General features: G+C 63.6%; 25 protein-coding genes and 1 other RNA gene. 16 read left to right on the top strand and 10 right to left on the bottom strand.

All coding sequences use genetic code 11. The annotated features are described in order from the left end of the window. The first annotated feature begins 124 nt into the window (after positions 1 to 124). Positions 125 to 4,117 (top strand): AsmA-like C-terminal region-containing protein, encoded by a 3,993-nt coding sequence (locus FJ948_RS03970; protein ID WP_140701864.1) that lies wholly within the window; start codon positions 125 to 127, stop codon positions 4,115 to 4,117. Positions 4,118 to 4,349: 232 nt separating this feature from the next. Next, positions 4,350 to 6,032: a phospholipase D-like domain-containing protein gene (locus FJ948_RS03965; protein ID WP_140701863.1), complete on the top strand. Its 1,683-nt coding sequence runs from the start codon at positions 4,350 to 4,352 to the stop codon at positions 6,030 to 6,032. A 38-nt stretch (positions 6,033 to 6,070) separates the two neighbouring features. On the opposite strand, the gene FJ948_RS03960 is transcribed toward FJ948_RS03965, so the two are convergent. After that, positions 6,071 to 6,514, bottom strand: coding sequence for a helix-turn-helix domain-containing protein (locus FJ948_RS03960; protein WP_140701862.1), 444 nt, complete (start codon positions 6,512 to 6,514; stop codon positions 6,071 to 6,073). Positions 6,515 to 6,678: 164 nt separating this feature from the next. On the opposite strand from FJ948_RS03960, the gene FJ948_RS03955 reads away from it, so the two are divergent. After that, positions 6,679 to 8,478 carry a chloride channel protein gene (locus FJ948_RS03955; RefSeq protein WP_140701861.1) on the top strand — a complete coding sequence of 600 codons (1,800 nt, stop codon included), beginning with the start codon at positions 6,679 to 6,681 and terminating at the stop codon, positions 8,476 to 8,478. Here the strand turns inward: FJ948_RS03955 and FJ948_RS03950 are convergent. From FJ948_RS03950 to FJ948_RS03935, 4 genes are all read right to left on the bottom strand, one after another. After that, positions 8,475 to 8,705, bottom strand: a complete 231-nt coding sequence (locus FJ948_RS03950; protein ID WP_140701860.1) for a ribbon-helix-helix domain-containing protein — start codon at positions 8,703 to 8,705, stop codon at positions 8,475 to 8,477. The two genes, FJ948_RS03955 and FJ948_RS03950, sit on opposite strands and share 4 nt — an antisense overlap. Continuing rightward, on the bottom strand, positions 8,702 to 8,911 hold the full coding sequence (locus FJ948_RS03945) for a DUF4169 family protein (RefSeq protein ID WP_140701859.1): 210 nt from the start codon (positions 8,909 to 8,911) through the stop codon (positions 8,702 to 8,704). The genes FJ948_RS03950 and FJ948_RS03945 overlap by 4 nt, the downstream gene beginning before the upstream one ends. Before the next feature lie 7 nt (positions 8,912 to 8,918). Next, on the bottom strand, positions 8,919 to 9,458 hold the full coding sequence (locus FJ948_RS03940; protein WP_140701858.1) for an SspB family protein: 540 nt from the start codon (positions 9,456 to 9,458) through the stop codon (positions 8,919 to 8,921). A gap of 146 nt (positions 9,459 to 9,604) precedes the next feature. Next, positions 9,605 to 10,294 carry a TetR/AcrR family transcriptional regulator gene (locus FJ948_RS03935; protein ID WP_140701857.1) on the bottom strand — a complete coding sequence of 230 codons (690 nt, stop codon included), beginning with the start codon at positions 10,292 to 10,294 and terminating at the stop codon, positions 9,605 to 9,607. Positions 10,295 to 10,479: 185 nt separating this feature from the next. Here FJ948_RS03935 and FJ948_RS03930 point away from each other — a divergent pair, with 185 nt between their 5' ends. Further along, on the top strand, positions 10,480 to 11,685 hold the full coding sequence (locus tag FJ948_RS03930; protein WP_140701856.1) for a multidrug effflux MFS transporter: 1,206 nt from the start codon (positions 10,480 to 10,482) through the stop codon (positions 11,683 to 11,685). Between the two features lie 90 nt (positions 11,686 to 11,775). Here FJ948_RS03930 and FJ948_RS03925 read toward each other — a convergent pair whose 3' ends face one another. The 3 genes from FJ948_RS03925 to ssrA form a co-directional block, all read right to left on the bottom strand. Beyond that, positions 11,776 to 12,213, bottom strand: coding sequence for a VOC family protein (locus FJ948_RS03925; protein WP_140701855.1), 438 nt, complete (start codon positions 12,211 to 12,213; stop codon positions 11,776 to 11,778). A gap of 90 nt (positions 12,214 to 12,303) precedes the next feature. Continuing rightward, the gene (locus FJ948_RS03920) at positions 12,304 to 12,870 is read right to left on the bottom strand and encodes an AAA family ATPase (protein WP_140701854.1); all 567 of its coding nucleotides are present in this window, start codon (positions 12,868 to 12,870) and stop codon (positions 12,304 to 12,306) included. Positions 12,871 to 12,972: 102 nt separating this feature from the next. After that, positions 12,973 to 13,333, bottom strand: a transfer-messenger RNA (tmRNA) gene (gene ssrA / locus FJ948_RS03915). Positions 13,334 to 13,501: 168 nt separating this feature from the next. Here ssrA and FJ948_RS03910 point away from each other — a divergent pair. Both FJ948_RS03910 and FJ948_RS03900 read left to right on the top strand, forming a co-directional pair. Continuing rightward, entirely contained in the window at positions 13,502 to 13,813 is a 312-nt protein-coding gene (locus FJ948_RS03910; protein WP_140701853.1) for a DUF2853 family protein, read from the top strand. Between the two features lie 421 nt (positions 13,814 to 14,234). Further along, positions 14,235 to 15,029, top strand: coding sequence for a thymidylate synthase (locus tag FJ948_RS03900; RefSeq protein WP_140701852.1), 795 nt, complete (start codon positions 14,235 to 14,237; stop codon positions 15,027 to 15,029). 12 nt (positions 15,030 to 15,041) lie between these two features. Here FJ948_RS03900 and FJ948_RS03895 read toward each other — a convergent pair whose 3' ends face one another. Then, positions 15,042 to 15,251, bottom strand: coding sequence for a molybdopterin-binding protein (locus FJ948_RS03895; protein WP_140701851.1), 210 nt, complete (start codon positions 15,249 to 15,251; stop codon positions 15,042 to 15,044). Between the two features lie 175 nt (positions 15,252 to 15,426). On the opposite strand from FJ948_RS03895, the gene modA reads away from it, so the two are divergent. The 4 genes from modA to FJ948_RS03875 all read left to right on the top strand — a co-directional run bounded on the left by modA (position 15,427) and on the right by FJ948_RS03875 (position 18,476). After that, entirely contained in the window at positions 15,427 to 16,221 is a 795-nt protein-coding gene (gene modA / locus FJ948_RS03890) for a molybdate ABC transporter substrate-binding protein (protein ID WP_140701850.1), read from the top strand. 25 nt (positions 16,222 to 16,246) lie between these two features. Further along, complete coding sequence (gene modB / locus FJ948_RS03885; protein WP_140701849.1) at positions 16,247 to 16,951, top strand: molybdate ABC transporter permease subunit; 705 nt, start codon at positions 16,247 to 16,249, stop codon at positions 16,949 to 16,951. Continuing rightward, positions 16,948 to 18,060, top strand: a complete 1,113-nt coding sequence (modC, locus tag FJ948_RS03880; RefSeq protein WP_140701848.1) for a molybdenum ABC transporter ATP-binding protein — start codon at positions 16,948 to 16,950, stop codon at positions 18,058 to 18,060. Before modB ends, modC begins: the two co-directional genes overlap by 4 nt. A 74-nt stretch (positions 18,061 to 18,134) precedes the next feature. Next, positions 18,135 to 18,476: a winged helix-turn-helix domain-containing protein gene (locus FJ948_RS03875; RefSeq protein WP_140701847.1), complete on the top strand. Its 342-nt coding sequence runs from the start codon at positions 18,135 to 18,137 to the stop codon at positions 18,474 to 18,476. A 111-nt stretch (positions 18,477 to 18,587) separates the two neighbouring features. Here FJ948_RS03875 and cobF read toward each other — a convergent pair whose 3' ends face one another. Next, the gene (gene cobF, locus FJ948_RS03870) at positions 18,588 to 19,349 is read right to left on the bottom strand and encodes a precorrin-6A synthase (deacetylating) (RefSeq protein ID WP_140701846.1); all 762 of its coding nucleotides are present in this window, start codon (positions 19,347 to 19,349) and stop codon (positions 18,588 to 18,590) included. 172 nt (positions 19,350 to 19,521) lie between these two features. On the opposite strand from cobF, the gene FJ948_RS03865 reads away from it, so the two are divergent. The 6 genes from FJ948_RS03865 (at position 19,522) to FJ948_RS03840 (ending at position 25,127) form a co-directional block, all read left to right on the top strand. Then, positions 19,522 to 20,538, top strand: a complete 1,017-nt coding sequence (locus FJ948_RS03865; RefSeq protein WP_140701845.1) for a DUF4424 domain-containing protein — start codon at positions 19,522 to 19,524, stop codon at positions 20,536 to 20,538. Then, on the top strand, positions 20,538 to 21,056 hold the full coding sequence (locus tag FJ948_RS03860) for a dihydrofolate reductase (protein WP_140701844.1): 519 nt from the start codon (positions 20,538 to 20,540) through the stop codon (positions 21,054 to 21,056). Before FJ948_RS03865 ends, FJ948_RS03860 begins: the two co-directional genes overlap by 1 nt. A gap of 167 nt (positions 21,057 to 21,223) precedes the next feature. Next, positions 21,224 to 22,339, top strand: a complete 1,116-nt coding sequence (gene hflK / locus FJ948_RS03855; RefSeq protein WP_140701843.1) for an FtsH protease activity modulator HflK — start codon at positions 21,224 to 21,226, stop codon at positions 22,337 to 22,339. Continuing rightward, entirely contained in the window at positions 22,339 to 23,280 is a 942-nt protein-coding gene (locus FJ948_RS03850) for a protease modulator HflC (RefSeq protein ID WP_140701842.1), read from the top strand. Before hflK ends, FJ948_RS03850 begins: the two co-directional genes overlap by 1 nt. Positions 23,281 to 23,286: 6 nt before the next feature. After that, positions 23,287 to 23,475, top strand: a complete 189-nt coding sequence (locus FJ948_RS03845; protein WP_140701841.1) for a DUF2065 domain-containing protein — start codon at positions 23,287 to 23,289, stop codon at positions 23,473 to 23,475. A 134-nt stretch (positions 23,476 to 23,609) separates the two neighbouring features. After that, a complete protein-coding gene (locus tag FJ948_RS03840) occupies positions 23,610 to 25,127 on the top strand; it encodes a DegQ family serine endoprotease (RefSeq protein ID WP_140701840.1) in 1,518 nt (505 codons plus the stop codon). The last annotated feature ends 39 nt before the right edge of the window (positions 25,128 to 25,166 follow it).

Here is a 25,166-nt window from a genome sequence, read left to right as displayed (position 1 = left end):
TCCGCTTTTTCGAGGATTTGTTTCAGATCGTCCGGGATGACGCAACAGCGGATGAATTGCCTCTTTATCGACACGCGGATGCGGGTAGAGTGCGGCGGAATTGCAATCAACCTGTTCGGAGCTGATGCTCGCACGCCTGTTCGTGATCTTCGGTGGCCTGTTCGTGCTGGTGCTGCTTGCGGCGCTGGTGGTGCCGTATTTTGTCGACTGGACCGGCTACCGCGCCGAGTTCGAGCGCGAGGCAAGCGCCATACTCGGCCGCAAGGTCACCGTGCAGGGCGACGCCACGGCAAGGCTGCTGCCGTTCCCCTCGGTAACCTTTTCCAACGTCGCCGTGGCCGGCGGTCCCGACGGCCAGCCGGCCATGACGGTCGAGACGTTCTCGATGGACGCCGAACTCGCACCCTTCCTGCGCGGCGAGGTGCTGATCTTCGACATGCGGCTGGTGCGGCCGAGGGCGACCATAGACATCGCAGCCGACGGGACCGTCGACTGGGCGATGCGCCCGTCCTCGCCGTTCGACCCCGGCCAGGTCTCGATCGAGAAGCTGACGGTGACGGAAGGGCAGATCGAACTGCGCCATGCCGCCGGCGGCCGCAGCCATATCTTTTCCGAGATCAACTCGACCATTTCGGCCAAGTCGCTGGCCGGCCCATGGCGCATGGACGGCACGCTGCGCCTGGACGGATTGCGCACCAATGTCACGGCGTCGACCGGCAAGGCCGAGCCCTCCGGGCAGTTGCGGCTGCGGCTGAAGGCCGACCCCGATGCCTATCCGCTGGTCATCGAGACTGACGGCAATGCCGGCATCGTCAACGGCGCGGCCGTCTATTCCGGCCAGTTCAAGATTTCGGGTGCGGACAAGGATAGTACGGGCCAAAATTCAGCCGAGCTGCGCGGCACGGATGGCGAGACGGTGAAGGTCAGCGCCGGCAAGCCCGATCCGGGCTTCCGGCTGAACGGCAAGTTCTCGCTCGACCACCAGAAGCTTGGCGTCGATGAATTCCGTTTCGAGACCGGTCCGCTCGACAATCCCTACACCGCCGACGGCAAGGCCTCGGTCGATCTCGGCCAGAAGCCGAGTTTTGCCATCGAGGCCAATGGCGCGCAGGTGCAGTTCGACGAGGCGGTGGGCGCCCAGGCTGGTGCCGGCCTGACGCTCGACCAGCGCATCGCGGGGCTGGAACAGGCGCTGCTCGACCTGCCGAAGCCGACCATTCCCGGCACGGTCGAGGTCAAGCTGCCGGCGGTGGTGGCCGGCGACACCACGGTGCGTGATGTCCATCTTTCCGCCGAGCCGGTCGATGACGGCTGGTTGGTGAAATCGCTCGCCGCGACATTGCCCGGCCGCACCAAGCTGGAAGCCGACGGCAAGGTCATGCTCAACGTGCAGAGCCATTTCGGCTTCACCGGCTCGTTGCTGCTGGCGGTGGCGCAACCTTCAGGTTTCGCGGCGTGGCTGTCGAAGGATGTCGACGAGGCGATCCGCCGTCTGCCCGCCGCCGGCTTCAAGGCCAAGGTCAACCTTTCAGCCAACCATCAGTCCTTCAGCGATCTCGAATTGATCCTCGGCAAGGCGAAGTTTTCCGGCCGCATCGATTCCAGCCAGCCCGACGACGCCAGGCCCTCGGTGCTGATGCGGCTCGAGGGCGGCGATCTCGATGTCGACGGGCTGGCGGCCTTCGCCTCGATCTTCGTCAGCGACAAGGGCGCCAATCGCTTCGCCGACCGCGACCTCGATTTCCAGATCAAGGCCGGGCCGGTCAGCGCCGGCGGCTTGACCGCCGACACGGTCGATACCGCGCTCAGGCTGCGGGATGGGCTGCTCGAAATCGACCGGCTGTCGGTCGGGGGACTGGCTGGCGCCTCGATCAGCGCCACCGGCCGGATCAAGGATTTCCCGGCGAGCCCGACCGGCAAGCTCGACGCCTCGGTGGTCGCCGTCGACCTGAAACCGCTGATCGATGTCGCGGCACGGCATTATCCGGACAATGCCGTGCTGAAGGGGCTCGCAGGCCGCGCCGCCGCTTATCCCGACCTTTTCCAGGATGCACGCATCGACCTCGTGGCCAGTGCCGCCGACAATGGCGACGGCACGACCGGCCTGGCGGTGAGCGGGCAGGGCAAGGCCGGCGGCTCGGCCTTTTCCGCCTCGTTGTCGGGGAAGGGCGCCGTGGACAAGCTAGCCGACGCCCCGGTTACACTGACTTTCAATGCCAAAAACCCGGACGCCACCGCCTTGCTGGCGCTCTACGGTCTGCCGGCGCTGCCACTCGGCATGCTTGGCGAGGCAAGCACCGACATCCAGGCCAAGGGCACGTTTGGCGGCGGCCTGACGACAAGCTTCAGCCTTGCCGGCAACGACTTCAAGGCCGGCTTCGAGGGAACGCTCGCCGACACGCCACAAGGTCCGATGGCCAAGGGCAAGGTCAACCTCGACGCCTCCGACATCGAGCCATGGCTGATGACGACGGGCATCGGCCTGCCCGGCATGGGGGCGGGCATGTCGACATCGCTGGCCGCGCAGGCCGATTACGGCAACGGCCTGCTGGTGCTCTCCGGGCTCAGTGGCGCCATCAACGAGGCGGCCGTGTCCGGCGACATCAATCTCGATGTGAAGCCGGGCGTGGACGGCAAGGACGGCGTGCCGCATCTGGCAGGGGCGCTGGCGCTCGACGAACTCGACCTCGATCCGATGGCGGTGGCGCTGTTTGGCGATTCCGCTTTTCTCCTGGACAAGAACGGGGCCGACAAGAGCGACAATGCCGACAAGAGTGACAGGCCCGGCGTATGGCCGTCGGCGCCGTTCAGCCAGAAGTCCAGCCTGCCGTTCACCGCCGATCTCGACCTGACCACGGCGTCGCTGGCCGCCGGCCCGTTCGCCACCGCCTATGACGCGGCCTTCTCGCTCAAGCTCGACCCGGATGGCATTCGAGTGGCTGATCTCAAGGCCAAGTTCCTCGGCGGGGCGCTGACCGGTCTGTTCGACTTGAAGAACAATGAGGGCACGGGGCTTTTCACGGGGCAGATGAAACTGGCGGGCGCCGATCTGGCGGACGTGTTGCCGGATGCGGGCATCGGCGGCACTGGCGATTTTTCGACGACGCTGTCGACCAGCGGCAAGTCGGTCGACGCAATGATTGCCGCCCTGTCGGGATCCGGCACGGCGACGCTGAAGGGTTTGCAAATCGCCGGCGTCAATCCCGATGCCTTCAGCGCCTTCCTCGCCAAGGCGGATGCGATCGGCCGCGATATCGACGCCGCCAAGACCGCCGGCTTCGCGCCCGGCATCGCCGCCGACGGCAGCTTTAAGGCAAAGGACGCCGAGGTCGCCTTCACGATTGCCGGTGGCACGCTCAGGGCGCCGCCGATCAGCCTTGAAAATCCGGCGGCGACCTTGTCGGCCGACATCACGGCCGACCTCAACGCCAGCACGGTTTCGGCCAAGGGCGCGGTCACCTATCGGCCCGGCGACGAAGCGCTGGTCGGCTCCGAACCGGCCGTGAATTTCACCGCCGAGGGGCCGTTCGGCGCCGTCAAACGACAGTTCGACAGCGAGCCACTGGCGCAGTTCCTGACCCAGCGCGCGCTGGAAAAAGAACAGCAGCGCGTCGAGGCGATGCAGGCCGCGCTGCTCGAGAAACAACGGTTGCGGCGCGAGGTACGCTACTACGCGGCACTTCAGGATGCCCGCGACAAGGCCGCTGAGGAACTGCGCCAACGGGAGGAAGCGGCGCGCCTGCAAGCCGAGGCCGACGCCAAGGCGAAGGCGGAAGCCGACGCTCGGGCACAGGCCGAAGCGGAGGCTAAAGCAAAGGCCGAGGCGGAAGCAAAGGCCAAGGCGGACGCGGACGCGAAGGCTAAGGCCGATGCCGAGGCCGCGGCGGAACAGCAGGCAGCCGACGAGGCGGCCAAGGCGCAGGCCGAGCAGGAGCGCCAGAAGGCGGAGGAGGCGATGCGCATCGCCTCCCAGGAAAAAGCCAGGCTCGAAGCCGAGCGTAAGGCGGCGCAGCAGGCGCCCAAAGCCGAGCCTGCGCCGGCCAACGACAATCCGGCTCCGGCCAAGCCGAAAGCCAATCCCTTCACGGTCGACAATCTGTTGAAGTCGCTGCAGTAGCTGGCCCTACAAGGACAGCCTTTCCCCGGTTTCGGGCGCCCGCGCACGCAATCTTGGAACGCTGCCTTGCCAAGCCGGCTAAGTATAGTGTCAGGAATGATTGGTATGCCGCAAGTAAAATACCCGTAGAGCAGAGTTCATGTCCATTTAAAACCGAGGGTATTGGGAGTACTCTATAACTTGCTGGCCGCGCCGAAGTGCGCGGCGGGGAAAGCAGGGGGTGGGGTGGAAAATGAGAAATCATCAGACAAACAAAGGGCTTACAGTCAATGCAGTGGCTGGATCTCACGTCGTCATTCTCGGCCTGAACATTACCGATGCGATGCGTCAAGGTCTTCGCGGTTTTGGCATCAAGCGTGCCGACAAGTCGGAAGGCGAATTTTACTGGATGTCCGGCGCGAAGGTTTTTGAAAGCGTTGTGCCGCATCCGGCCGCGGGAGGACAATACTCCAGTTTGTTTCATCCGTTCCAGAGCTTCCAATGGGCGGACTATAGTGCCAAGCCCGCTCACAACTACGTTTACACGATCGTCGCGATGTATGGTGACCCGAGAGCACTTGAGCAGCGTGTTTCAGTCGATGTCGAAGTCACCACCGAGCCGATCGTCGGAGCCAAGCACACGATCAACTTCAATCGCGGTTCACCCGCAACGCAGGAATATGCCCGTCGTTTTCAAAACAAGATGCCAAAGGATGTCGGGCCGGCCGCCTATGACTGGCTTTCGCGCGGGCTTATCGAGAGTATCATCGCGTTCATTCAACGCGCCACGGGTAACGGCTTTGCCCTGAGAGGAGCGTTCTACGAATTCCAATGGCCGACAGTGCTCAACGAACTGCGAGCGGCAAAGGCCCGCGGTGTCGACGTCTCCGTGGTCTTCGATGATATCGACAACGCGACGGGACCACACACGAAAAACGAAACCGCGATTGGCGCCAGCAAGATAAAATCGATCACCGTGCCTCGCACCAAAGGCACTTTGATGCACAACAAGTTCCTAGTGCTGACGGAGAATGGGGTATCCCAGGCCGTGCTGTTCGGTTCGACAAATCTTACCGAAAACGGCCTGTTCGGACACGCGAACTGCACACATGTCACCGAGAACAAGGACATCGCGGACAAGTACCTCGCCTTCTACGAAAAGCTCAGAACCGACCCGGAGACCTCCAGCGGCAGCCCCTACAAAACCTGGACGATCGACCAGACGCCGGCTCCGGCGACGACATTCGTGGAAGGGATGGCGCCGGTCTTTTCCCCTCGCGCAAATCTCGACGCGATGGATTGGTACGGAGAGCTCGCCGGGAGCGCCAAGGATGCGCTTTTCATGACGTTCGCATTCGGCATGAACGAGACCTTTCGCGATGTCTACGGAAAGGACGACGCCGTGCTACGCTTCGGCCTCATGGAAAAGGAGTGGAACGGCAGAAACAAGGAAGCCCAGATTGCGGCCGTCCGTAAGCTTCAGGCGCGAACCAACGTTGTCGTGGCCATTGGCAATCGGATCACGCTCAACAATTTCGACCAGTGGCTGAAAGAGCTGGATCGCATCACCAATCCCGTCAACGTTCACTGGATTCACCTGAAATTCATGCTGGTCGACCCCTTGTCGGACGAGCCTGTCGTGGTGACCGGCTCGGCCAATTTCAGCGAGGCGAGCACAAAAACCAACGACGAGAACATGCTCGTCATCAAGGGCGATACCCGGGTCGCCGACATCTATCTGGGAGAGTATATGCGGCTCTATTCCCACTACGCTTTCCGCGAGGCTGTCCAGATATTCTTGCAGAAAAATCCAGACGCCAAGCCCGAGGATATGAAGCAGGGCTTTCTGATCGAAAAGGAAGACTGGACCACTTCCTATTTCGATCCTCAGGACAGGAGCGCTCGCATGGCTCGGCGATTGTATTTCGCGGGCTGAGCATACGTTCGGCGGGCCTGCAGCGGGACGCCGAGGCGTCAGTCGTGGGCCTGGTCGAGCAGGCGCCGCAGCATGGGTTCGATGCGCGAGAGTTCGTCGAGATGCGCGGCAGACAGTTCGGCCAGCCAATCGTCGGCGCGCCCGGTCAGCCGCAGCAGCACGCGGCGGTGATCGTCCTTGTCCTGATCACGCACGACCAGTCCTGCCTCGCCGAGTCGGTTGACCAGTTCGACGGCGCTGTGGTGGCGGATGCGCAGGCGCTCCGCCAGGTCGCCCACCGTCACCGGCCCGCCACCTGGAAAACCCTTGATCGCCAGTAGCGCCTGGTGCTGGCGCGGGGTCAGGCCGGCGTCCTCGGCCTGCACCTGGCTGAATTCGAGGAAGCGGCGGAGCAGGTAGCGGAATTCCGACAGCCGCTCGTAGTCGGATTGCCGGATGGCCGGGCGGGGTGTCTTGGACTGTGTCTTGGGCGGCTGTGTCATGTCGCAGATGTCTTCGTTTTCCGGTGAAAGCTCAAACGAAATTTCGAACGAAACCGGCTTGAAGATATATATCGTGTTACGATACATAGCCGACCGACAATCGGCTGGCCACTTCGACCGTGCCGCAAAACCAGACACGGCCGCCGCCAGGAAGCAAAGCCACCATGAAGACCCACAATTCCAATCCCGGTCATCTCAGGGATTTCACCACGGATGCCAGGGTGCTGCTTGTCGCCGCGATAGCGGTGGTGGTGGCGACCGCGGGGCTGTTTGCCGGCATCGCGCTTCTGAAGCTGATACGGCTGGCCACCAACATCGCCTATTTCGGCCAGTTCTCGCTTGCCGAGCTGAAGCTGCAGGATACGCCGCTCGGGCTCGCCGCCGTCGTCGTTCCGGTCATCGGCGCACTGATCATCGGCCTGATGGCTAGATATGGCAGCGAGAAGATCCGCGGCCACGGCATTCCCGAAGCCATCGAGGCGATCCTGCTCGGGCGCTCCAGGCTCGACGCCAAGGTGGCGATCCTGAAGCCGCTGTCGTCGGCGATCTCGATCGGCTCCGGCGGGCCGTTCGGCGCCGAGGGTCCGATCATCATGACCGGCGGCGCCATCGGCTCGCTGATCGCGCAGATGCTGCCGGTCAGCGACAACGAGCGCAAGACGCTGCTGGTAGCGGGTGCGGCGGCGGGCATGACCACCGTGTTCGGCACGCCGGTCGCCGCCATCATGCTGGCCGTCGAACTGCTTTTGTTCGAATGGACGCCGCGCAGCTTCATCCCTGTCGCGGTGGCGGCCATCGTGGCGGAGGTGGAGCGCACGATGCTGCACATGCCGGGGCCGATCTTTCCGTTCCAGGGCAGCATGGCGATTTCCTTCCTCGGTCTTGGCGGCTGGGTGCTGGTCGGCATTTGCGCGGGTCTTTTGTCCGGGCTGCTGACGCAGATGGTCTATGCCTGCGAGGACGGCTTCCAGAAGCTGCCGATCCACTGGATGTGGTGGCCGATGCTCGGCGGCCTTGCGGTCGGCATAGGCGGCCTGATCGACCCTCGGGCGCTCGGCGTCGGCTATGACAACATCGCCGACATGCTGGACGGCCGCACGATCGCCACCGCGGCGCTGCTGCTTTTGGTGGTCAAGGCGGTCATCTGGTCGGTGGCGCTCGGTTCGGGGACCTCGGGCGGCGTGCTTGCGCCGCTGTTGATCATGGGCGGGGCAATGGGGGCGGTGCTTGCCGGGGTCCTGCCGGCGGCGGACCCGGGCTTCTGGCCGCTGCTGGCCATGGCCGCCACCATGGGCGGCACGATGCGCGCGCCGCTGACGGCCACTTTCTTCGCCGTCGAGCTGACCGGCAACACGCATGTGCTGGTGCCGCTTATCGCGGCCTGTGCCGCGGCGCACGCGGTCACCGTGCTGTTGATGAAGCGTTCGATCCTGACCGAGAAGATCGCCAGGCGAGGGCACCACCTTGTGCGCGAATACCGCGTCGACCCCTTCGCGCTGACCAGGGTGCGCGAGGTGATGACATCGCAGGTCGAGAGCGTGCCGGCGACGATGACGCTGCATGGGGCGGCCGCCTTCCTGACCGCACCGGAAACCCGGCATCCGAGCTTTCCCGTGATCGACGAAAACAGGCAGGTGCTCGGCCTTATCGATCCGCCGGCGATCCTGCGCTGGCGCCGTGCCGGCAAGCACCGGACCACGACGCTCGGCGAACTGCTTAACGGCAGCAAGGTGACGCTCGCCTATCCCGACGAATATCTGGAAGGGCTGTCGGACAAATTGTTGACGGCCAATGTATCGCACCTGCCGGTCGTCACTCGCGCAGACCAGCAACTGGTCGGCTATGTCGGGTGGAAGGATCTTATGCGGGTGCGCTCGCGCAAGCAGGCCGAGGAGCGCGATCGCTCGACCTTGCTTGGCTTCGGCATCCGACGCCGGAAAGAGGAAGGCGAGGTTTCTTCTTAAACCTCGCCGGCGGCGCCGCGCTTTGCCCACTCCAGGACACGCAGCCTGAGCGCCGAGGACAGGTTGGTGTCGCGGGGCCGCGTTTCGTCGACTTCGGCGACCAGGGCGGCGAGCGTCAGCTTCCTTGCCGCCGCCATCGCGACGAGATCGTCATGGAAAGGCTTTTCGAGGGAATAGCTGGTGCGATGGCCGCGAATGGTCACCGAGCGTTTTTCGACGGCGCTCATTGACCGTCACTGGGCTCGCTCGTTTCGCCGGACTTTTCGCGACGATGCCCGGCGACGAACCTTGCGCTCTTGTCGGCGATCAGGCGGTCGCGTTGTTTTTCGGCCTTGGTGCGGCCGTGCAAGGTGCGATTCTCGCTGGCCGTCTGTTCCTTGCCGGCCCGTGCCTTCTGCTTGCGGGCCTGACGAAGGTTGACGATGTCGGCCATCCCAAGCCTATTTCTTGCGGAAGGCGTCGAGCGAAACCACTTCGGCGCCCTTGGTGCCGGCATCGGCGGCGGTGGGCTTCTTTTCCGGTTCTGCGGCGGCGGCCTTCTTGTCCGCCTTCGGCTTCTTCTCGGAGACGATGGTCAGCGGTTCGGGCGCCGGTGCGGCCGGTTCCTCTTCGGGCTGCGCATCGGTCTTGACGTCGAATTCGAGCTCGAAATTGACCGAAGGATCATAGAAACCGCGCACGGCCGAGAACGGGATCTCGAGTTTCTCCGGCACGTCGGAGAAGGAGAGGCCGACCTCGAAGCCGGTGTCGGTGACCTTCAGATCCCAATACTGGAACTGGATGACAATGGTCATCTGCTCGGGATAGCGCTCGCGCAGCCGCGACGAGACGCGCACGCCGGGCGCGCCGGTCAGGAAGGTGATGAAGAAATGATGGTTGCCGGGGAGGCCGGTGCGCGCGACCTCGGCCAGGACCTTGCGCATGACGCCGCGCAACGCCTCCTGGGCCAGAATGTCGTAGCGGATGTGGTCGTCGGCCATGAGGTGGTCGGGTTCCGTTGAATCGTCCGCATAGCTGTAATCAAGCTTGAGGGCGGCGTAAACCTGATATAGATCGCCGCCGCGCCGAAGCCAGGACTATTGCAAATGATTTGATCGGCAAGGCGGCTTCGCCGCAACCGCAAATGTTATGCGTTAGCCAGCGCAGTGTGTCTTTTGACGCTGGTCGGGGAAGGGCGCTTGCCGAAAGCGCGCAGGAAGGTGCGCACGCCTGATGTCGCCGACTGCACCACTTCATCCTCGCTCGGCGTGCCGCCGAGCATGAAGGTGGTCTGCAATTCGGCATTGACGAGGCCGAGGAACTGGCGCGCCGCCACGTCGGGATCGTCGATCGTGAGATGGCCGCCATAGGCGAGGCGGGCGAAACGGGCGGCTATTGCCGGCCATGTCCTGCCAGGCCCCTGTTCGCGCCACTCGGCAAACAGCTCCGGATAGCGCTCACCCTCGGTCTGGATCAGCTTGCGCAGGAATTTTCCGTCGCGGTTGCAGATGCAGTTCTGGTTCAGCCGAACCGCAAAGGCGATCAGGTCGGCCTCGAGATCCCCAGGCTGGTCGGGAAAGGTGGCGATGGTGGCGAAAATGCCGGCGTTGCAGCGCTCGGTCAGGTCGCGCACCACGGCGATGAACAGCTTTTCCTTGTCGCGATGGTGGTTATAGACGGTCTGGCGCGAAACGCCGGCCTCGGCCGCGATCAGGTCGATATTGGCGCCGGCGAAACCCTCGCGGCAGAACACGCCGGCGGCGGCGTCGACGATCGACATGCGCTTGGCCTCGTGGCCGCGTGGCGGAAAAGTGTCAGGAGAAACGCCCGGTCTCATGAAAATCTATATAGAGGTGATTGACGATTTGGACAAGAGTGTCTAAATTTGTGGACACGATATAAGGGGTTTCACTCCAAAGGGACGAATAAATTCGCTCCAGGAGTCGGAACTCCACGGGATGGAACGTCCTGGGGTCAGACGTCGCCTGGCGGCGGCAACCAGATTCGAAAGAAGCCAATATCATGAGTCCCAAATTCCTCCGCATCGCGGTCGTGCTCGGCCTGTTGTCCGCCATCGGCCCGTTCGCAATCGACATGTATCTGCCCGCGCTGCCCTCGATCGGCACCGATCTGCATGCCGGCACCGCCGCCGTGCAGATGAGCCTTTTGATCTTCTTCCTGTCGATGGGTTTCGGCCAGATCGTCGTCGGGCCGATCTCCGACATGGTCGGCCGCAAGCTGCCGCTCTATGGCGGCCTGGCGCTGTTCATGGCCGGCGGCATCGGCTCGGCAATGGCGCCGACCATCGAGTGGCTGATCGCCTTCCGCTTCCTGCAGGGGCTTGGCGCCAGTGCCGGCATGGCCATTCCGCGTGCCATCGTGCGCGACCTGCACACCGGCAACGAGGCCGCCAGGCTGATGTCGCTCTTGATGCTGGTGTTCTCGGTGTCGCCCATCCTGGCGCCGCTGACCGGCAGCCAGATCATCGAGAATTTCGGCTGGCGCGCCGTGTTCTGGACGGTTACGGGTGCGGCGGTGCTTGCCACCATCCTGCTCGCGACCTCGCTCAAGGAAACGCGGCCGGCGGAAGAGCGCGTCGGGTCCTCCTTCGGCACCGCGCTTGCCGGCTACCGCTTCCTGATGGGCGACCGCAACTTCCTTGGCCTGGTGTCGATCGCCGGCTTCGGCATTGCGAGCTTCTTTGTCTATCTGTCGAGTTCGTCCTTCATCCTGATCGACCATTACGGCCTGTCGCCTTCGGTCTACAGCGTGTTCTTCTCGATCAACGCGGTCGCCTTCATCGGCATGTCGCAGTTGACCGGCCTGCTTTCGGAACGCTTCGGGCTGAAGCGCGTGGTGTGGGTGGCGGTGACCGGCTATGCCACGACGATGGTGGCGCTGTTCGCGATCATGGCTTCCGGTGTCGACAGACTCGATGTGATGGCGGCGCTGCTGTTCGTCGGCTACGGCTTCCTTGGCCTCGTCATCCCGACCACGTCGGTGCTGGCGATGGAAGAGCATGGCGAGATCGCCGGCACGGCGTCGGCGCTGATGGGCACGCTGCATTTTGCCATCGGCGCGCTCGCCATGGGCGTTGCCGGCGTGTTCTTCGACGGCACGCCGCTGCCGATGGTCGCCGGCATCACGCTGTGCGCGGTGATTTCGTTCGCACTGGCGAAGGTCACCCTGGGCCGTTCGCGGGACGCGGTCGAAGCGCCGGCGGAATAGGCACGGCTCACTGAAGCGGGAAAGGCCGGGTCGATCCCGGCCTTTTTTGTGCAGGGCATCCGGCACAAGACTGCTGTCCGGCTGACGCGCTCAGCCGAGTTCCTGAGCGAGGCCGATGAGAAGTCCGCCAGGCCCACGGATATAGCAGAGCCGATACACGTCCTGGTATTCGACCACTTCGCCCACGAGCTGCGCACCGCGCGTGCGGAGCCTTTCAAGCGTAGCGTCGATGTCGTCCACGGTGAACATGACGCGCAGGTAGCCCAAGGCGTTGACCGGGGCATCCCGGTGATCCTCGACGACGGTCGGCCTGAGGAAGCGGGAGAGCTCCAGCCGGCTGTGGCCGTCCGGCGTACGCATCATGGCGATCTCGACATGCTGATCGCCCAGTCCGGTGACACGCCCGGCCCATTCTCCTTCGACCGTGGCCCGCCCTTCGAGTTCGAGGCCGAGTTCGCGAAAGAAATCAATCGTCGCCGCGAGGTCCTCGACGACGATTCCCACGTTGTCCATTCGCTTGAGCGCCATATTTCCGATCTCCAAGGGGTGTCGTTTCAGTCTACAAGGCATCGCCTGGCCCAACAACGCACAGGAAAGGGCCGGATTTCTCCGACCTCTTTATGTCCGCGACGTCGGCGGCAATCCAGCAGCGTCGAGGAGGAAGCGTATACGTTCCTCGACTGGGGCAAGCGGCAAGGTCACCAGTTCATAGCCCAGTTCCGTGTAGACGCCGACCAGCGCGTGATAGGTGCGCTCGGCCTCGTCGAGCGTTTGCTTGCGTTCTTCGTCCTGCGCGAAGATTTCCGGCCAGGGTGGGGCAATGAAGACGCGGCGCGCATAGCGGATTTTTTCCGCCGCGTTGACGGCATGATCGGGCACCGGCAGGCCGCAAAGCCTGAGGTAGCCGAGCGTGTCGGCCACGCCGCGGTCGAAAAAGACGGGCCCTTCCTGTTCGCTCGCATTCCGATACGAGCGCATCTCCCAAGACAGCATCAGTTCGGCGAACAATGCGCGATCGCTCCAGGGCAGGGCCGTTCCACCGATGGCGGATTGGTCTCGGATGATGCCGCGTCCCGCCTCGACGGATGTCGCAAAGCCTGCTCGACGCAAGGCTTCGATCAAAGTGGTCTTGCCGGAACCCGGACCGCCGGTCAGCACGAAGAATCGATCGAGATCGTTTTGCATCTCTTGTCCATGGGGAGAATGCGCGACGGTTTCGCGCCCCAACGGCCATGCGAAGCCGGCCGGTGCGAGCCTGCCGTTGCGTGATGATATCGAGAGGGGAGAAGTGGAGGTTTCTGTTGCCAGGTACCTCCGAACCCCGCCTAGAAGTGCGAACCCCTAGGGCTTGATTTGAAGCTATCGCACTGCATTAAGCAGCGAGACGTGCTTCCGCATAGTTGTCGTTGGCAACTATAAGTTTAGCCCGATGACGGTGGTACAATGCCGGGCAAAAGTACGATCTTTACACCTTCGTCGATCCTATTTCGCCCCCATCAAAAACCGCTCTGTCCTCGACAGCGGCTTTTGGTGGAGGCGCCGGGTACCGCCCCCGGGTCCGAACGGCTTATTTCATCGCCCATTTATCGCCATAGTCGGTCAAGCCGACAAAACGAATATAGGGGGTGGCGGCGAGAAATGAAAGACCGCAATGGGGCTTTGTGCCTGTGTCAAATCGCGACGGCATGGGTTGACTTGGGCGCGGTCTCAACCGAAGCTTTGCGGCGGTGAGGAGTTACCGACCTAGCGCACAAATTGCGAAGCGCGCCACAGCCCTCATCGATCGGATCGGTGGCGCCGACGAGGGGAATTTTTGATGGCCGACTATCTTGCGGATGTGAAGAAGTATGACGGCGCGGCAAGCGCCGACGTGGTCGAAAAGATCGTCAAGCATCTGGGCATTGCGCTCAGGAACCGCGACTCCTCGCTGGTGTCCTGCACGGACCCGAAGGAGCTCGAGCGCGTCAAGGAGAGCTGGGTGGCCAAGAAGCTCGGCGTCAGCGACGGGGCGAAGGCCGATGCGGCGATCGAGAAGACCTGCAAGGCGATGGCCGCGGATCACAGCAAGGGCCGCGTGACCTTCTACTATCTGGTGGCCAAGGATCTGGGCAAGCTCGCTTCCCTGTGACGCTCGCGCATCAGTTTGCGAAGGCTGGTACGGCAGAATAGCCGCTCCAGCTTTTATTTTCGCTTTGTCGGGGGTTTGCACCGCCCCTCACCTGGCTGCCGGCACTCGTCATTCGAAAAGCCAAGCAGTTGGCTTTTCATCCGCTACGCGGACCATTCCTCAATTCCCCGTATAATGACGGGGAGAGGGGATCTGTCATCGATGATTTCGCCAATGACCAACGTTGCAAAAAGGGCGCCAGCGTAGCGGCCAGCTTCTTTCTCTCCGTCACTATACGGGGAGAAATGCCCGGCAGGGCAATGAGGGGCAGCGCCGACGCTGGAAAGAGTGGTGGGGCAAGCGTCGCTTAGTACCGTTTTGCTGTGTTCGGCCGCCGGTCTGGCCGCTATAATGCCCAAATACTCGAATCGAGCCGGAACCGATGCGCCAGTATCTAGACCTCTTGCAGCATGTGTTGGAAAACGGCGCCGATCGCGGCGACCGCACCGGCACCGGCACGCGCTCCGTGTTCGGCTACCAGATGCGGTTCGACCTGGCGCGTGGCTTTCCCGTCACCACCACCAAGAAGCTGCATCTGAAGTCGATCATCCATGAGCTGCTGTGGTTCCTGGCCGGCGACACCAATATCAAATATCTGACCGACAACGGCGTTACGATCTGGGACGAATGGGCCGACGAGAATGGCGACCTCGGCCCGGTCTATGGCAAGCAATGGCGCTCCTGGCCGGACGGTCACGGCGGATCGATCGATCAGATTGCCAATCTTCTCAAGGAGATACGCCGCAATCCTCAGTCGCGGCGGCTGATCGTCTCGGCCTGGAATCCCGCCGAGGTGGAAGCCATGGCGCTGCCGCCCTGCCACTGCCTGTTCCAGTTCTACGTCTCGGAGGGCCGGCTTTCCTGCCAGCTCTACCAGCGCTCCGCCGATATCTTCCTCGGCGTGCCGTTCAACATCGCGTCCTATGCGCTTCTGACGCTGATGGTGGCGCGGGTGACCGGGTTGAAGCCGGGTGATTTCGTCCACACGCTCGGCGACGCCCATCTCTACTCGAACCATTTCGAGCAGGCGCGCGAACAGTTGCGGCGCACGCCGAGGGCGCTGCCGACGATGTGGATCAATCCTGACGTGAAAGACCTGTTCGCTTTCCGCTTCGAGGATTTCCGCCTGGAAAACTACGTCGCCGACGCCTCGATCAAGGCGCCCATCGCGGTCTGAGCCGCGGCTTTCTCAGTCGATGCCAACCATCACGTCCGACGCCTTGACCACGGCATAGGCCTGCTTGCCCTTTTTGAGCTTGAGATCGGCGACGGCCTCGTTGGTGATCGAGGCGGTGACGACAGTGCCGCCACCGATGTCGATCCGGACATGCGAGGTGGTGGCTCCCTTGACGATTTCGGTGATCGTCCCCTTGAGGACGTTGCGGGCGCTGATCTTCATTGGCGTTCCTTTCGCGGTCTGTTCCGCGGTCGTCTTATCAGAACAATCGCGCCGCACCACCCAGAAGACCAGATGGAGTTTCGGCGGGGCGGGCCTTCCCTTGTTATATCCATGCGGATATATCGGTCCACAGGCTTCGAGCCGATCGGATTTTTGGACCCAGGGAGAGTTTTCGATGACGCGCATAGGTTTCGGGTTGAGGGCGATCGCCATTGGCGGTTTTGCAGCGACATTCATGGCCCCGGTGCCGGCAGCGCACGCGGAGGACAAGGTGGTAGTGTTTGCCGCAGCCAGCCTCAAGGATGCGCTCGATGCGGTGAACAAGGCCTGCGAGGCCGATGTCGGCGAAGCCGCGACCGTTTCCTATGCCGCGAGTTCGGCATTGGCCAAGCAGATCGAGGGCGGCGCACCGGCCGACGTCTTCATCTCGGCCGATCTCGACTGGATGAAATATCTCTCCGACAAGAAGCTGACCAAGCCCGACACCGAAGTGAAGCTGCTCGGCAACGAGATCGTGCTGGTGGCGCCGAAGGACTCGACGGTCGAAACCAAGATCGAGAAGGGTTTTGACCTCGCCAAGCTGGTTGGCGACGGCAAGCTCGCCATGGGCGACTTCAAGGCGGTGCCGGCCGGCAAATACGGCAAGGCTGCACTCGAATCGCTCGGCGTCTGGTCCTCGGTGGAGGCCAAGGTTGCACAGGCCGAGAATGTGCGTGCGGCGCTGAAACTGGTGTCGACGGGCGAGGCCGCCCTCGGCATCGTCTATGCCACCGATGCGCATGCCGAAAAGGGCGTCAAGGTGGTCGGCACCTTCCCCGAGGATTCACATCCGCCGATCATCTATCCGGTTGCCCAGACCGCCGATTCGAAGGACAAGGAAACGCCGGCCTTCCTGAAATGCCTGCAGTCCGCCAAGGCCGGCACGCTCTTCAAGGAACAGGGTTTTACCGTGCTCACGCCGAGCAACTGAGTTCGAAAGGCCCTGATACCGCACGATGAACTGGCTGCTGGACCTCACTCCCGACGAATGGAATGCGGTCCGGCTGTCCATCAAGGTGGCGACGGTGGCGATGCTCGCCAGCCTGCCGCCGGGCATAGCGATCGCACTGCTGCTTGCCCGGGGGAAATTCTGGGGCAAGACACTGCTCAACGGGCTGGTGCACCTGCCTCTGATCCTGCCGCCGGTGGTGACCGGTTATCTCCTGCTTCTGGCTTTCGGTAAACGCGGTCCGGCCGGCGCCTTCCTGGCCGACCATTTCGGCATCGTCTTCTCGTTTCGCTGGACGGGCGCGGCGCTCGCCTGCGGCGTCATGGGCTTTCCCCTGATGGTGCGGGCGATCCGGCTGTCGATCGAGGCGGTCGACCGCAAGATGGAGGCGGCGGCGGGCACGCTCGGCGCCAACCCTTTGTGGGTGTTCGGCACCATCACGCTGCCGCTGATCCTGCCCGGGCTGATTGCCGGCGCCATCTTGTCGTTCGCCAAGGCGATGGGCGAGTTCGGCGCGACCATCACTTTTGTCTCCAACATCCCTGGCGAGACGCAGACTCTGCCGTCGGCGATCTATACCTTTACCCAGGTGCCGGGCGGCGATGACGGGGCGCTGCGGCTGACGCTGATTTCCATCGTCATCTCGATGGCGGCACTGGTCGCCTCGGAAGTGCTGGCGCGGCGCGTCGGGCGGCGGATGGACATCGAATGAGCGTGCTTGTCGACATCAGCCACCGGCTTGACGATTTCGCCATAGACGCTCGTTTCGAGAGCGCCGGGCGGCTGACGGCGCTGTTTGGACCCTCGGGCTCCGGCAAGACGACGCTGATCAATATGATCGCCGGGCTGATCCGGCCCGACAAGGGCCGCATCGAGGTCGATGGCCGCGTGCTGGTCGACACCGGTGCCGGCATTTTCGTACCAAGGCACAAGCGCCGCATCGGCATGGTGTTCCAGGACGCACGCCTGTTTCCACATATGAGCGTGATGAGCAATCTGCGCTACGGCCGCTGGTTCACGCCGGCGGCGGAACGCTACGCGGATGTGGACGCTGTCGTCGAACTGCTCGGCATCGGGCCGTTGCTGAACAGGCGCCCGGCAAAGCTCTCGGGCGGCGAGAAACAGCGGGTGGCGATCGGCCGGGCGCTGCTTGCGAGCCCAAGGCTGCTGCTCATGGACGAGCCGTTGGCCTCGCTCGACGAAGCGCGCAAGGCCGAGATCCTGCCCTATATCGAGCGGCTGCGCGACGAGACGAAGATCCCGATCGTCTATGTCAGCCATTCGGTTGCCGAGGTGGCCCGGCTGGCGAGCGACGTGGTGATGCTGGCGCGGGGCAAGGTCACGGCCAGCGGTCCGACCGAGGCTGTCATGCAAAGGCTTGACCTGCTGCCGTCCGAGGAGCGCGGTGAAGGCGGGGCCGTGCTGGACACCAAGGTGCTGCGTCACGACGAGGCTTTCGGCATGACCGTGCTCGGCTCGGCCGCCGGCGAGATCCGCGTGCCGCGCCTTGAAATGAGGCCCGGGGCTTCCGTGCGTATCCGCATTCGCGCCCGCGACGTGATGATCGCCACGGAGAAACCGACGGGCCTCAGCGCCCTCAACATCCTGCCCGGCACGATTGTCGCGATCAGCCCGGGCGAGGGGCCGACGGTCGAGGTCGGCATCGACTGCAATGGCGCAACCGTGCTCGCCCGCATCACCGAACAGTCGCGGCAGGCGCTGAAGCTGCGGCTCGGCGGCAAGGTTTTCGCGGTGGTCAAGACCGTGAGCTTCGACCGCGCCAACACCGGCGCCGGCTTGCCGCTCGGAGCCGACGGCTGACAGGGGCAGCGACCGGCGCTATATTGTTTTGGAATAACGGTCGTCGAGACTGAAGCGACCGTGGAGGACCATAAATGCCATCGCTGAGCCTGCGGATAAATCTCGATCCGGACGGACGGATCGGTCCTGGCAAGATCGAGCTCCTGGAGCACATCGCCACCTTCGGCTCGATCTCGGCCGCCGCGCGCGGCATGGAGATGTCCTATAAGCACGCCTGGGACCTGGTCGAGGACATGAACCGGGTGTTCGGCAAGCCGCTGGTGGCGGCGCAGACCGGCGGCCGCAAGGGCGGCGGCGCGCAACTGACGACGGTCGGCCTGGCCGTGGTCAGCCGTTTTCGCGCCATCGAACGCGCGGCGAGCGCGGCGGCGGCGACGCATATGGATGCACTGCAGGCGGAGATCGAGGCGGGGTAGAGTAGGGAGTAGGGAGTAGGGTAGGGAGTAGGGAGTAGTCAGTAGTCAGTAGTCAGTAGGGAATTAGGCGGCCTCACTACTCACTACTCACTACTCACTACTCACTACCCATTACTCCTGCTTTCGCAGCAAATACGTATCCATGATCCAGCCCTTCTCCTTGCGGGCTTCCTCGCGGCGCTTTTTGATCTCTTCACCGACATCGCCGAGGCGGCCGGAAATGATGATTTCATCCGGCGTGCCGAGATAGGCGCCCCATTGGATGAAAAGATCCTGGTCGGGAAGCGTGGTGAAGGCGCATTTGCCGTCGAGCAGGACGACGGCGCTGCCGGCATTCTCCGGCATGCCTTCCTCGGCCAGGCGGCGGCCGGTGGTGACCAGCACGGAATCGCCGATGCGGTTCAGCGCCGTCTTGTGGCTGGCGGCCAGGGCCTGGATGGCTGTTATGCCGGGGATGACTTCGAGGTCGAAGGCGACATTGCCCCTCAGGCGAACCCGCTCCAGGATGCGCAGGGCGCTGTCGTAAAGCGAGGGATCGCCCCAGATCAGGAAAGCGCCGCAGCCATCCCCGGTAATCTCGTCGCGGATCAGGCCCTCGTAGATGGCCGCGATGGCTTCGTGCCAATCGTCGACGGTCGAGCGATAGGAAGACGTTGGCTCGGCGCGCACCGGCACGTCGAACTCGACGCGGCGTGAGGCCGGATTGGTGACGAAGCGGTCGCAGATCTCGCGCCGCAGGTCGGCAAGGTCATTCTTCCTGGCGCCTTTGTCCGGAATAAACAGGACGTCCGCCCTGTTTAGGCCTGTTATGGCCTGCACGGTCATGTGGTCGGGGTTGCCGGCGCCGATGCCGATGACGAGAAGCTTGCGCATGCGGCGCACTCCTGCCCGATCGCAACCTGTTAGTCCAGACCGCGTGCGTGTCAGACCGCGTGCGTGTCCAGACCGCGTGCGTGTCAGACCTGAGGACTGTCGTGGAAGGGCTTTGAAACGCCACATTGAAACAGCTAGGGTCATCCAGGCATTCCAGCCGAGGGGGGCTCCGATGTTGCGACATGGTTTGATTTTGGCGTTGGCGCTTTCGGCCGCGCCTGCCCTGGCCAACGACTCGATCGCAGAGCTCGGCACCGGCGGCCTGATCCTGTCGCGTAGCGATGCCGTGGCGATGCAAAGCGAGGACCTCTTCATCTCGCCTGAAAAAGTGACGGTCGACTACGTCTTCCACAACAACACCGACAAGGATGTCGAGGCGATCGTCGCCTTTCCGATGCCCGACATTTCGGGCGATCCCGAAGGGATGCTGGCGATCCCTGAAGACCAAAGCGATAATTTCCTGGGTTTCGAGGTGACCATCGACGGCGCGCCGGCAAAGCCGCAGCTCGAGCAGAAGGTGTTCGCGCTCGGCATCGACATCAGCGCCGACCTCAAGGCGCAGAGTGTGCCGCTCAACCCGTTCAGCGACGCGGCCAAGGCGGCGTTGGCGAAGCTGCCGCAAGCGGTGGCCGACGACTGGGTCGGCCGCGGCATCATCATCGAGGATCCGGGAGCCGATAGTGGCGGCCAGAAACAGGCTTATGCGCCGTTTTGGCAGTTGCGCTCGACCTATTGGTGGCGCTCGACCTTTCCGGCCAACAAGGACGTTCACGTCTCGCACCGCTACAAGCCCAGCGTCGGCGGCACCTCATCGGTCAGTTTTTTCAATGACGGCCAGTTCCAGGGCTCATACGCCGCCTACAAGACCCGCTATTGCATGGACGGCACCTTCGAGAACGCGGTGCGCAAGGCGGCGACGGACAATCCGGACGGATATCCCAAATTCTACGAAAGCCGCATCGCCTATATCCTGACCACCGGCGGCAACTGGGCGACGGGCAGCATCGGCAAATTCAAGTTGACCGTCGACAAGGGCAATCCGAAGGCGCTGGTCTCGTTCTGCGGCGACAATGTCAAGAAGGTCGAGCCGACTCGTTTCGAGATGACGGCGGACGACTTTTATCCGGACCACGACATCGACATCCTGATCCTCAATCCTTCGGACAGCAACACAGGGGATGCCAACTGATGGATGTCGCGATCTATGTCGCCATCGCCGAGAACGGCGTGATCGGGCGCGATGGCGGGTTGCCGTGGCGGCTCTCCACCGATCTCAAGCGCTTCAAGGCCGACACGATGGGCAAGCCCATCATCATGGGCCGCAAGACCTATGAAGGCATTGGCCGGCCGCTGCCGGGCCGGTTGAACATTGTCGTCACCCGCGACAAGGCCTGGCGCGCCGAGGGCGTCGAGGTGGCGCACACGCTGGAAGCGGCGATCCAGCTGGCAACGGTGCGGGGACGCTGCATGAGCGGCATCGACGAGGTCTGCGTCATCGGCGGCGGCGAGATCTATGCGCAGGCGCTGCCGCTCGCCGATCGTCTGCACGTCACCCATGTCCTTGCCGCCGTCGACGGCGATGCGCATTTCCCGCCGATCGACCCTGATAAATGGCGCGTGGTCAGTTCGCAGGAGATTCCGTCAGGCGAAAAGGACAGCCATGCGACGCGCTACACGGTTTACGAGCGTCGTCGCGAGACGGTTTGAAGACAAAAAGGGCATTGAAGGACGACAAAGGGTCGCTACCGGCCCAAAACGGATGAAGTCTTCGGCGCATCGCGTTGAAAGCGCGCCGTGGCGTCCCTATAGAAGAACGACACTGGATTTGCGCCGTAACTCCGGCGCTTGAGGGAATTCCAAGCGAAAGGACATTCATGCCCTGGAACGACAAAGGTGGCGGAGGCGGCGGCCCATGGGGCGGCGGCGGTAACAATCAGGGACCCTGGGGGCAGGGACCAAAGGGACCGAGCGGCCCGCAGGGGTCCCCTCCCGACCTCGAAGACATCATCCGCCGCGGCCAGGATCGGCTGAGGCGCGCGTTGCCCGGCGGCGGTGGCGCCAGTCCGGCCGTCTTCGGCCTGATCGCGGCGGCGCTGGTCGTGTTGTGGGCGTTCCAGGCGGTCTATACCGTGCAGCCCGACGAGGTCGCGGTCGAACTGCGCTTCGGCAAACCGAAGGCCGAACTTTCCCAACCAGGCCTGCATTTCCACTGGTGGCCGCTCGAGACCGTCGAGACCGCCAAGATCTCCGAGCAGCTCGTCGACATCGGCGGCGGCAACACCAGCGGCAACGGCCTGATGCTGTCGGGCGACCAGAACATCGTCAATGTGCAGTTTTCGGTGGCCTACCAGGTCTCCGACCCGCGCGCCTACCTGTTCGACGTCTCCGATCCGGACGGCATGCTGCGGCAGGTCGCCGAGAGCGCCATGCGCGAAGCCGTCGGCCGCCGGCCGGCGCAGGACATTTTCCGCGACGACCGCCAGGGCATCGCGGCCTCGGTGCGCGAGATCATCCAGAATACGCTCGACGGCTACAAGGCCGGCCTGCAGGTCAACGCGATCTCGATCGAGGACGCCGCGCCGCCACGCGAAGTGGCCGATGCGTTCGACGAGGTGCAGCGCGCCGAGCAGGACGAGGACAAGTTCGTCGAGCAGGCCAACCAGTATTCCAACCAGAAGCTCGGCCAGGCGCGCGGCGAGGCCGCACAGGTCCGCGAAGACGCGGCCGCCTACAAGAACAGGGTCGTGCAGGAAGCCGAGGGCGAGGCGCAGCGCTTCATCTCGGTCTATGACGAATACGCCAAGGCGCCCGACGTGACGCGCAAGCGGCTTTATCTGGAAACCATGGAGAAGGTTCTGAAGGACTCCGGCAAGGTCATCGTCGAGCAGGGCAACGGGCAAGGGGTCGTTCCCTATCTGCCGCTGCCGGCATTGCAGCAGAAACCGCCGGCTCCGGCGGCACTTGGCGCGACCACGGGAGGTAGCCAGTGATGGGTAACCGTCTTCCCGTATTCGTCGTCATCGTGGCGGTCATCCTGTTCCTCATCTATTCGTCGGTCTTCGTGGTCAATGCGCGCCAGCAGGCGCTGGTGCTGCGCTTCGGCGAGATCGTCGACGTCAAGACCGAGCCCGGCATCTACTTCAAGGCGCCTTTCTCGTTCTTCGACGCCGATACGGTGCAACTGATCGAGAACCGCGTGCTGCGCTTCGACCTCGACAACATCCGTGTCCAGGTCTCGGGCGGCAAGTTCTACGAGGTCGATGCCTTCATCGCCTACCGGATCTCGGATCCGCGCGTGTTCCGCGCCGCGGTGTCCGGCCAGATCGAACTGGCCGAGGCGCGGCTCAGGACCCGTCTCGACGCAGCGCTCCGCCGCGTCTACGGTCTGCGCGACTTCGAGGCCGCGCTCTCCGAGGAGCGCGCGGTGATGATGCGCGAAGTGCGCGATCAACTGCGGCCCGACGCAACCTCGCTCGGCCTGCAGATCGAGGATGTCCGCATCCGCCGCACCGATCTCACGGCCGAGGTCTCGCAGCAGACCTTCGACCGCATGAAGGCCGAACGTCTGGCCGAGGCCGAAAGGCTGAGGGCGCGCGGCAACGAGGCGGCGCAGCGCATCCGCGCCCGCGCCGACCGCGAAGTCGTCGAGATCATCGCCGAGGCGCAGAAGGAGTCCGAGATCCTGCGCGGTGAGGGCGAAGCCCAGCGAAGCGCCACCTTCGCCGACGCCTACAAGCGCGATCCCGCCTTCTTCGACTTCTACCGGTCGATGAATGCCTATGGCACCGCGCTGGACAATACCGGGACGACGATGGTGCTGTCGCCAAGTTCGGAGTTCTTCCGCTACTTCCGCGACCCCGACGGCAAGGATGGCCCGGCGAAAGCGCCGGCACCCGCCGCGCCGGCGGCACAACCAAGCACCGGCCAGTAACGGCCGGTGCAGGACTTCTTCGCGGCGATAGGCCTGGTCCTCGTCATAGAGGGCCTGGTCTATGGCGGCTTTCCCGGCTTTGCGAGGAAGCTCGCCGGCGAGGTGCTGTCGACGCCGGAGAATGCGTTGCGGATCGGCGGGCTGGTGGCGATCGCCATCGGCGTCGGTGTCGTCTGGCTGGTGCGGGGCGGGTAGAATCGGAATAACGCTTGATTTACACTCTGCCGATAGTCAAAGCCGCAAACGTGCCGTATTTCTTGCCATCATGGCGCGACACGGCGTTTTCGTCGAAGCGCTTTTCTCTTTCAGAAATGCCGGGAGGCTTCTCGATGACATCCAACACCTTTTTGCGCGCCGCTCGACGGACGCTGGTCGCCGGCGCCGCGGCGCTTGTCCTGGGCACCGCGGCCGTTCCGTCCTTCGTGGCACCGGCATTCGCCGCGGATGGACCTGCCTCGGTCGCCGACCTGGCGGAACGCGTGCTCGGTGCCGTGGTCAACATCTCGACCTCGCAGACGGTGAAGGGCACGGAAGGGCCGGGCGCGGTGCCGATGCCGCAGCTTCCCGAAGGCTCGCCCTTCCAGGATTTCTTCGACGATTTCTTCAAGAATCGGGGCGGCGAGAAGGATGGCGGCTCGCAGAAGGTGCAGTCGCTGGGCTCCGGCTTCGTCATCGACGCCGAGCAAGGCATCGTCGTCACCAACAACCACGTGATCGCCGACGCCGATGACATCGAGGTCAATTTCTCCGATGGCGTGACCTTGAAGGCGACGCTGGTCGGCACCGACACCAAGACCGACGTCGCGGTGCTGAAGGTCGACCCGAAAGGCCACAAGCTGACGGCGGTGAAATTCGGTGATTCCACCAAGATGCGCGTCGGCGACTGGGTGATGGCGGTCGGTAATCCGTTCGGCCTCGGCGGCACGGTCACGGTCGGCATCGTCTCGGCGCGCAACCGCGATATCAATTCGGGACCCTATGACGACTTCATCCAGACCGACGCGGCGATCAATCGCGGCAATTCGGGCGGACCGCTGTTCAACAGCGCCGGCGAGGTCATCGGCATGAACACGGCGATCATTTCGCCGTCCGGCGGCTCGATCGGCATCGGCTTTTCCATTCCCTCGCAGCTCGCCTCGGGCGTTGTCGACCAGTTGCGCCAGTATGGCGAGACGCGGCGCGGCTGGCTCGGCGTGCGTATCCAGCCGGTGACGGACGACATTGCCGAAAGCCTCGGCATGGCGACCGCCAAGGGCGCGCTGGTGGCCGGCGTCATCAAGGGCGGCCCTGTCGACAACGGCACCATCCAGGCCGGCGACGTCATCATCAAGTTCGACGGCAAGGATATCCATGAAATGCGCGACCTGCCGCGCGTCGTCGCCGAAAGCCCGGTCGGCAAGGCCGTCGACGTGCTGATCGTGCGCAAGGGCGTCGAGCAGACGGCGAAGGTGACGCTCGGCCGGCTCGAGGATGGCGAAAAGCTCGCCAGCGGCGAGAATGGCAACACCGACCAGGACAAGGGCGGCGACAAGGCTCCGGCCGTTTCGACCGCCGCGGTGCTCGGCATGACGGTCGGCGAGCTCAATGACGAGACGCGCAAGAAGTTCAGCATCGCCGCCGATGTCTCCGGCGTCGTCATCACCGACGTGGCCAAGGATTCGGCCGCTGCCGAACGCGGTATCCAGCCGGGGGAGGTGATCACCGAGATCGCGCAGGAATCGGTCGCGACGCCCAAGGACGTCATGGACCGGATCGGCGCGCTGAAGGAGCAGGGGCGCAAGAACGCGCTGCTGATGCTGGCGTCGAAGACCGGTGAGTTGAGGTTCGTGACGATCCGGATGGATTGAATCCGGTAAACCCTGCAACGCTTTGATTTCAAGAAAGAG

Origin of the sequence: Mesorhizobium sp. B2-3-12 (genome assembly GCF_006442205.1) — a bacterium.
In the GTDB taxonomy this organism is placed as follows: Bacteria; Pseudomonadota; Alphaproteobacteria; order Rhizobiales; family Rhizobiaceae; genus Mesorhizobium.
Note: the sequence above shows the minus strand (reverse complement) of the source record. Positions and strands in the feature narration are given on the sequence as shown.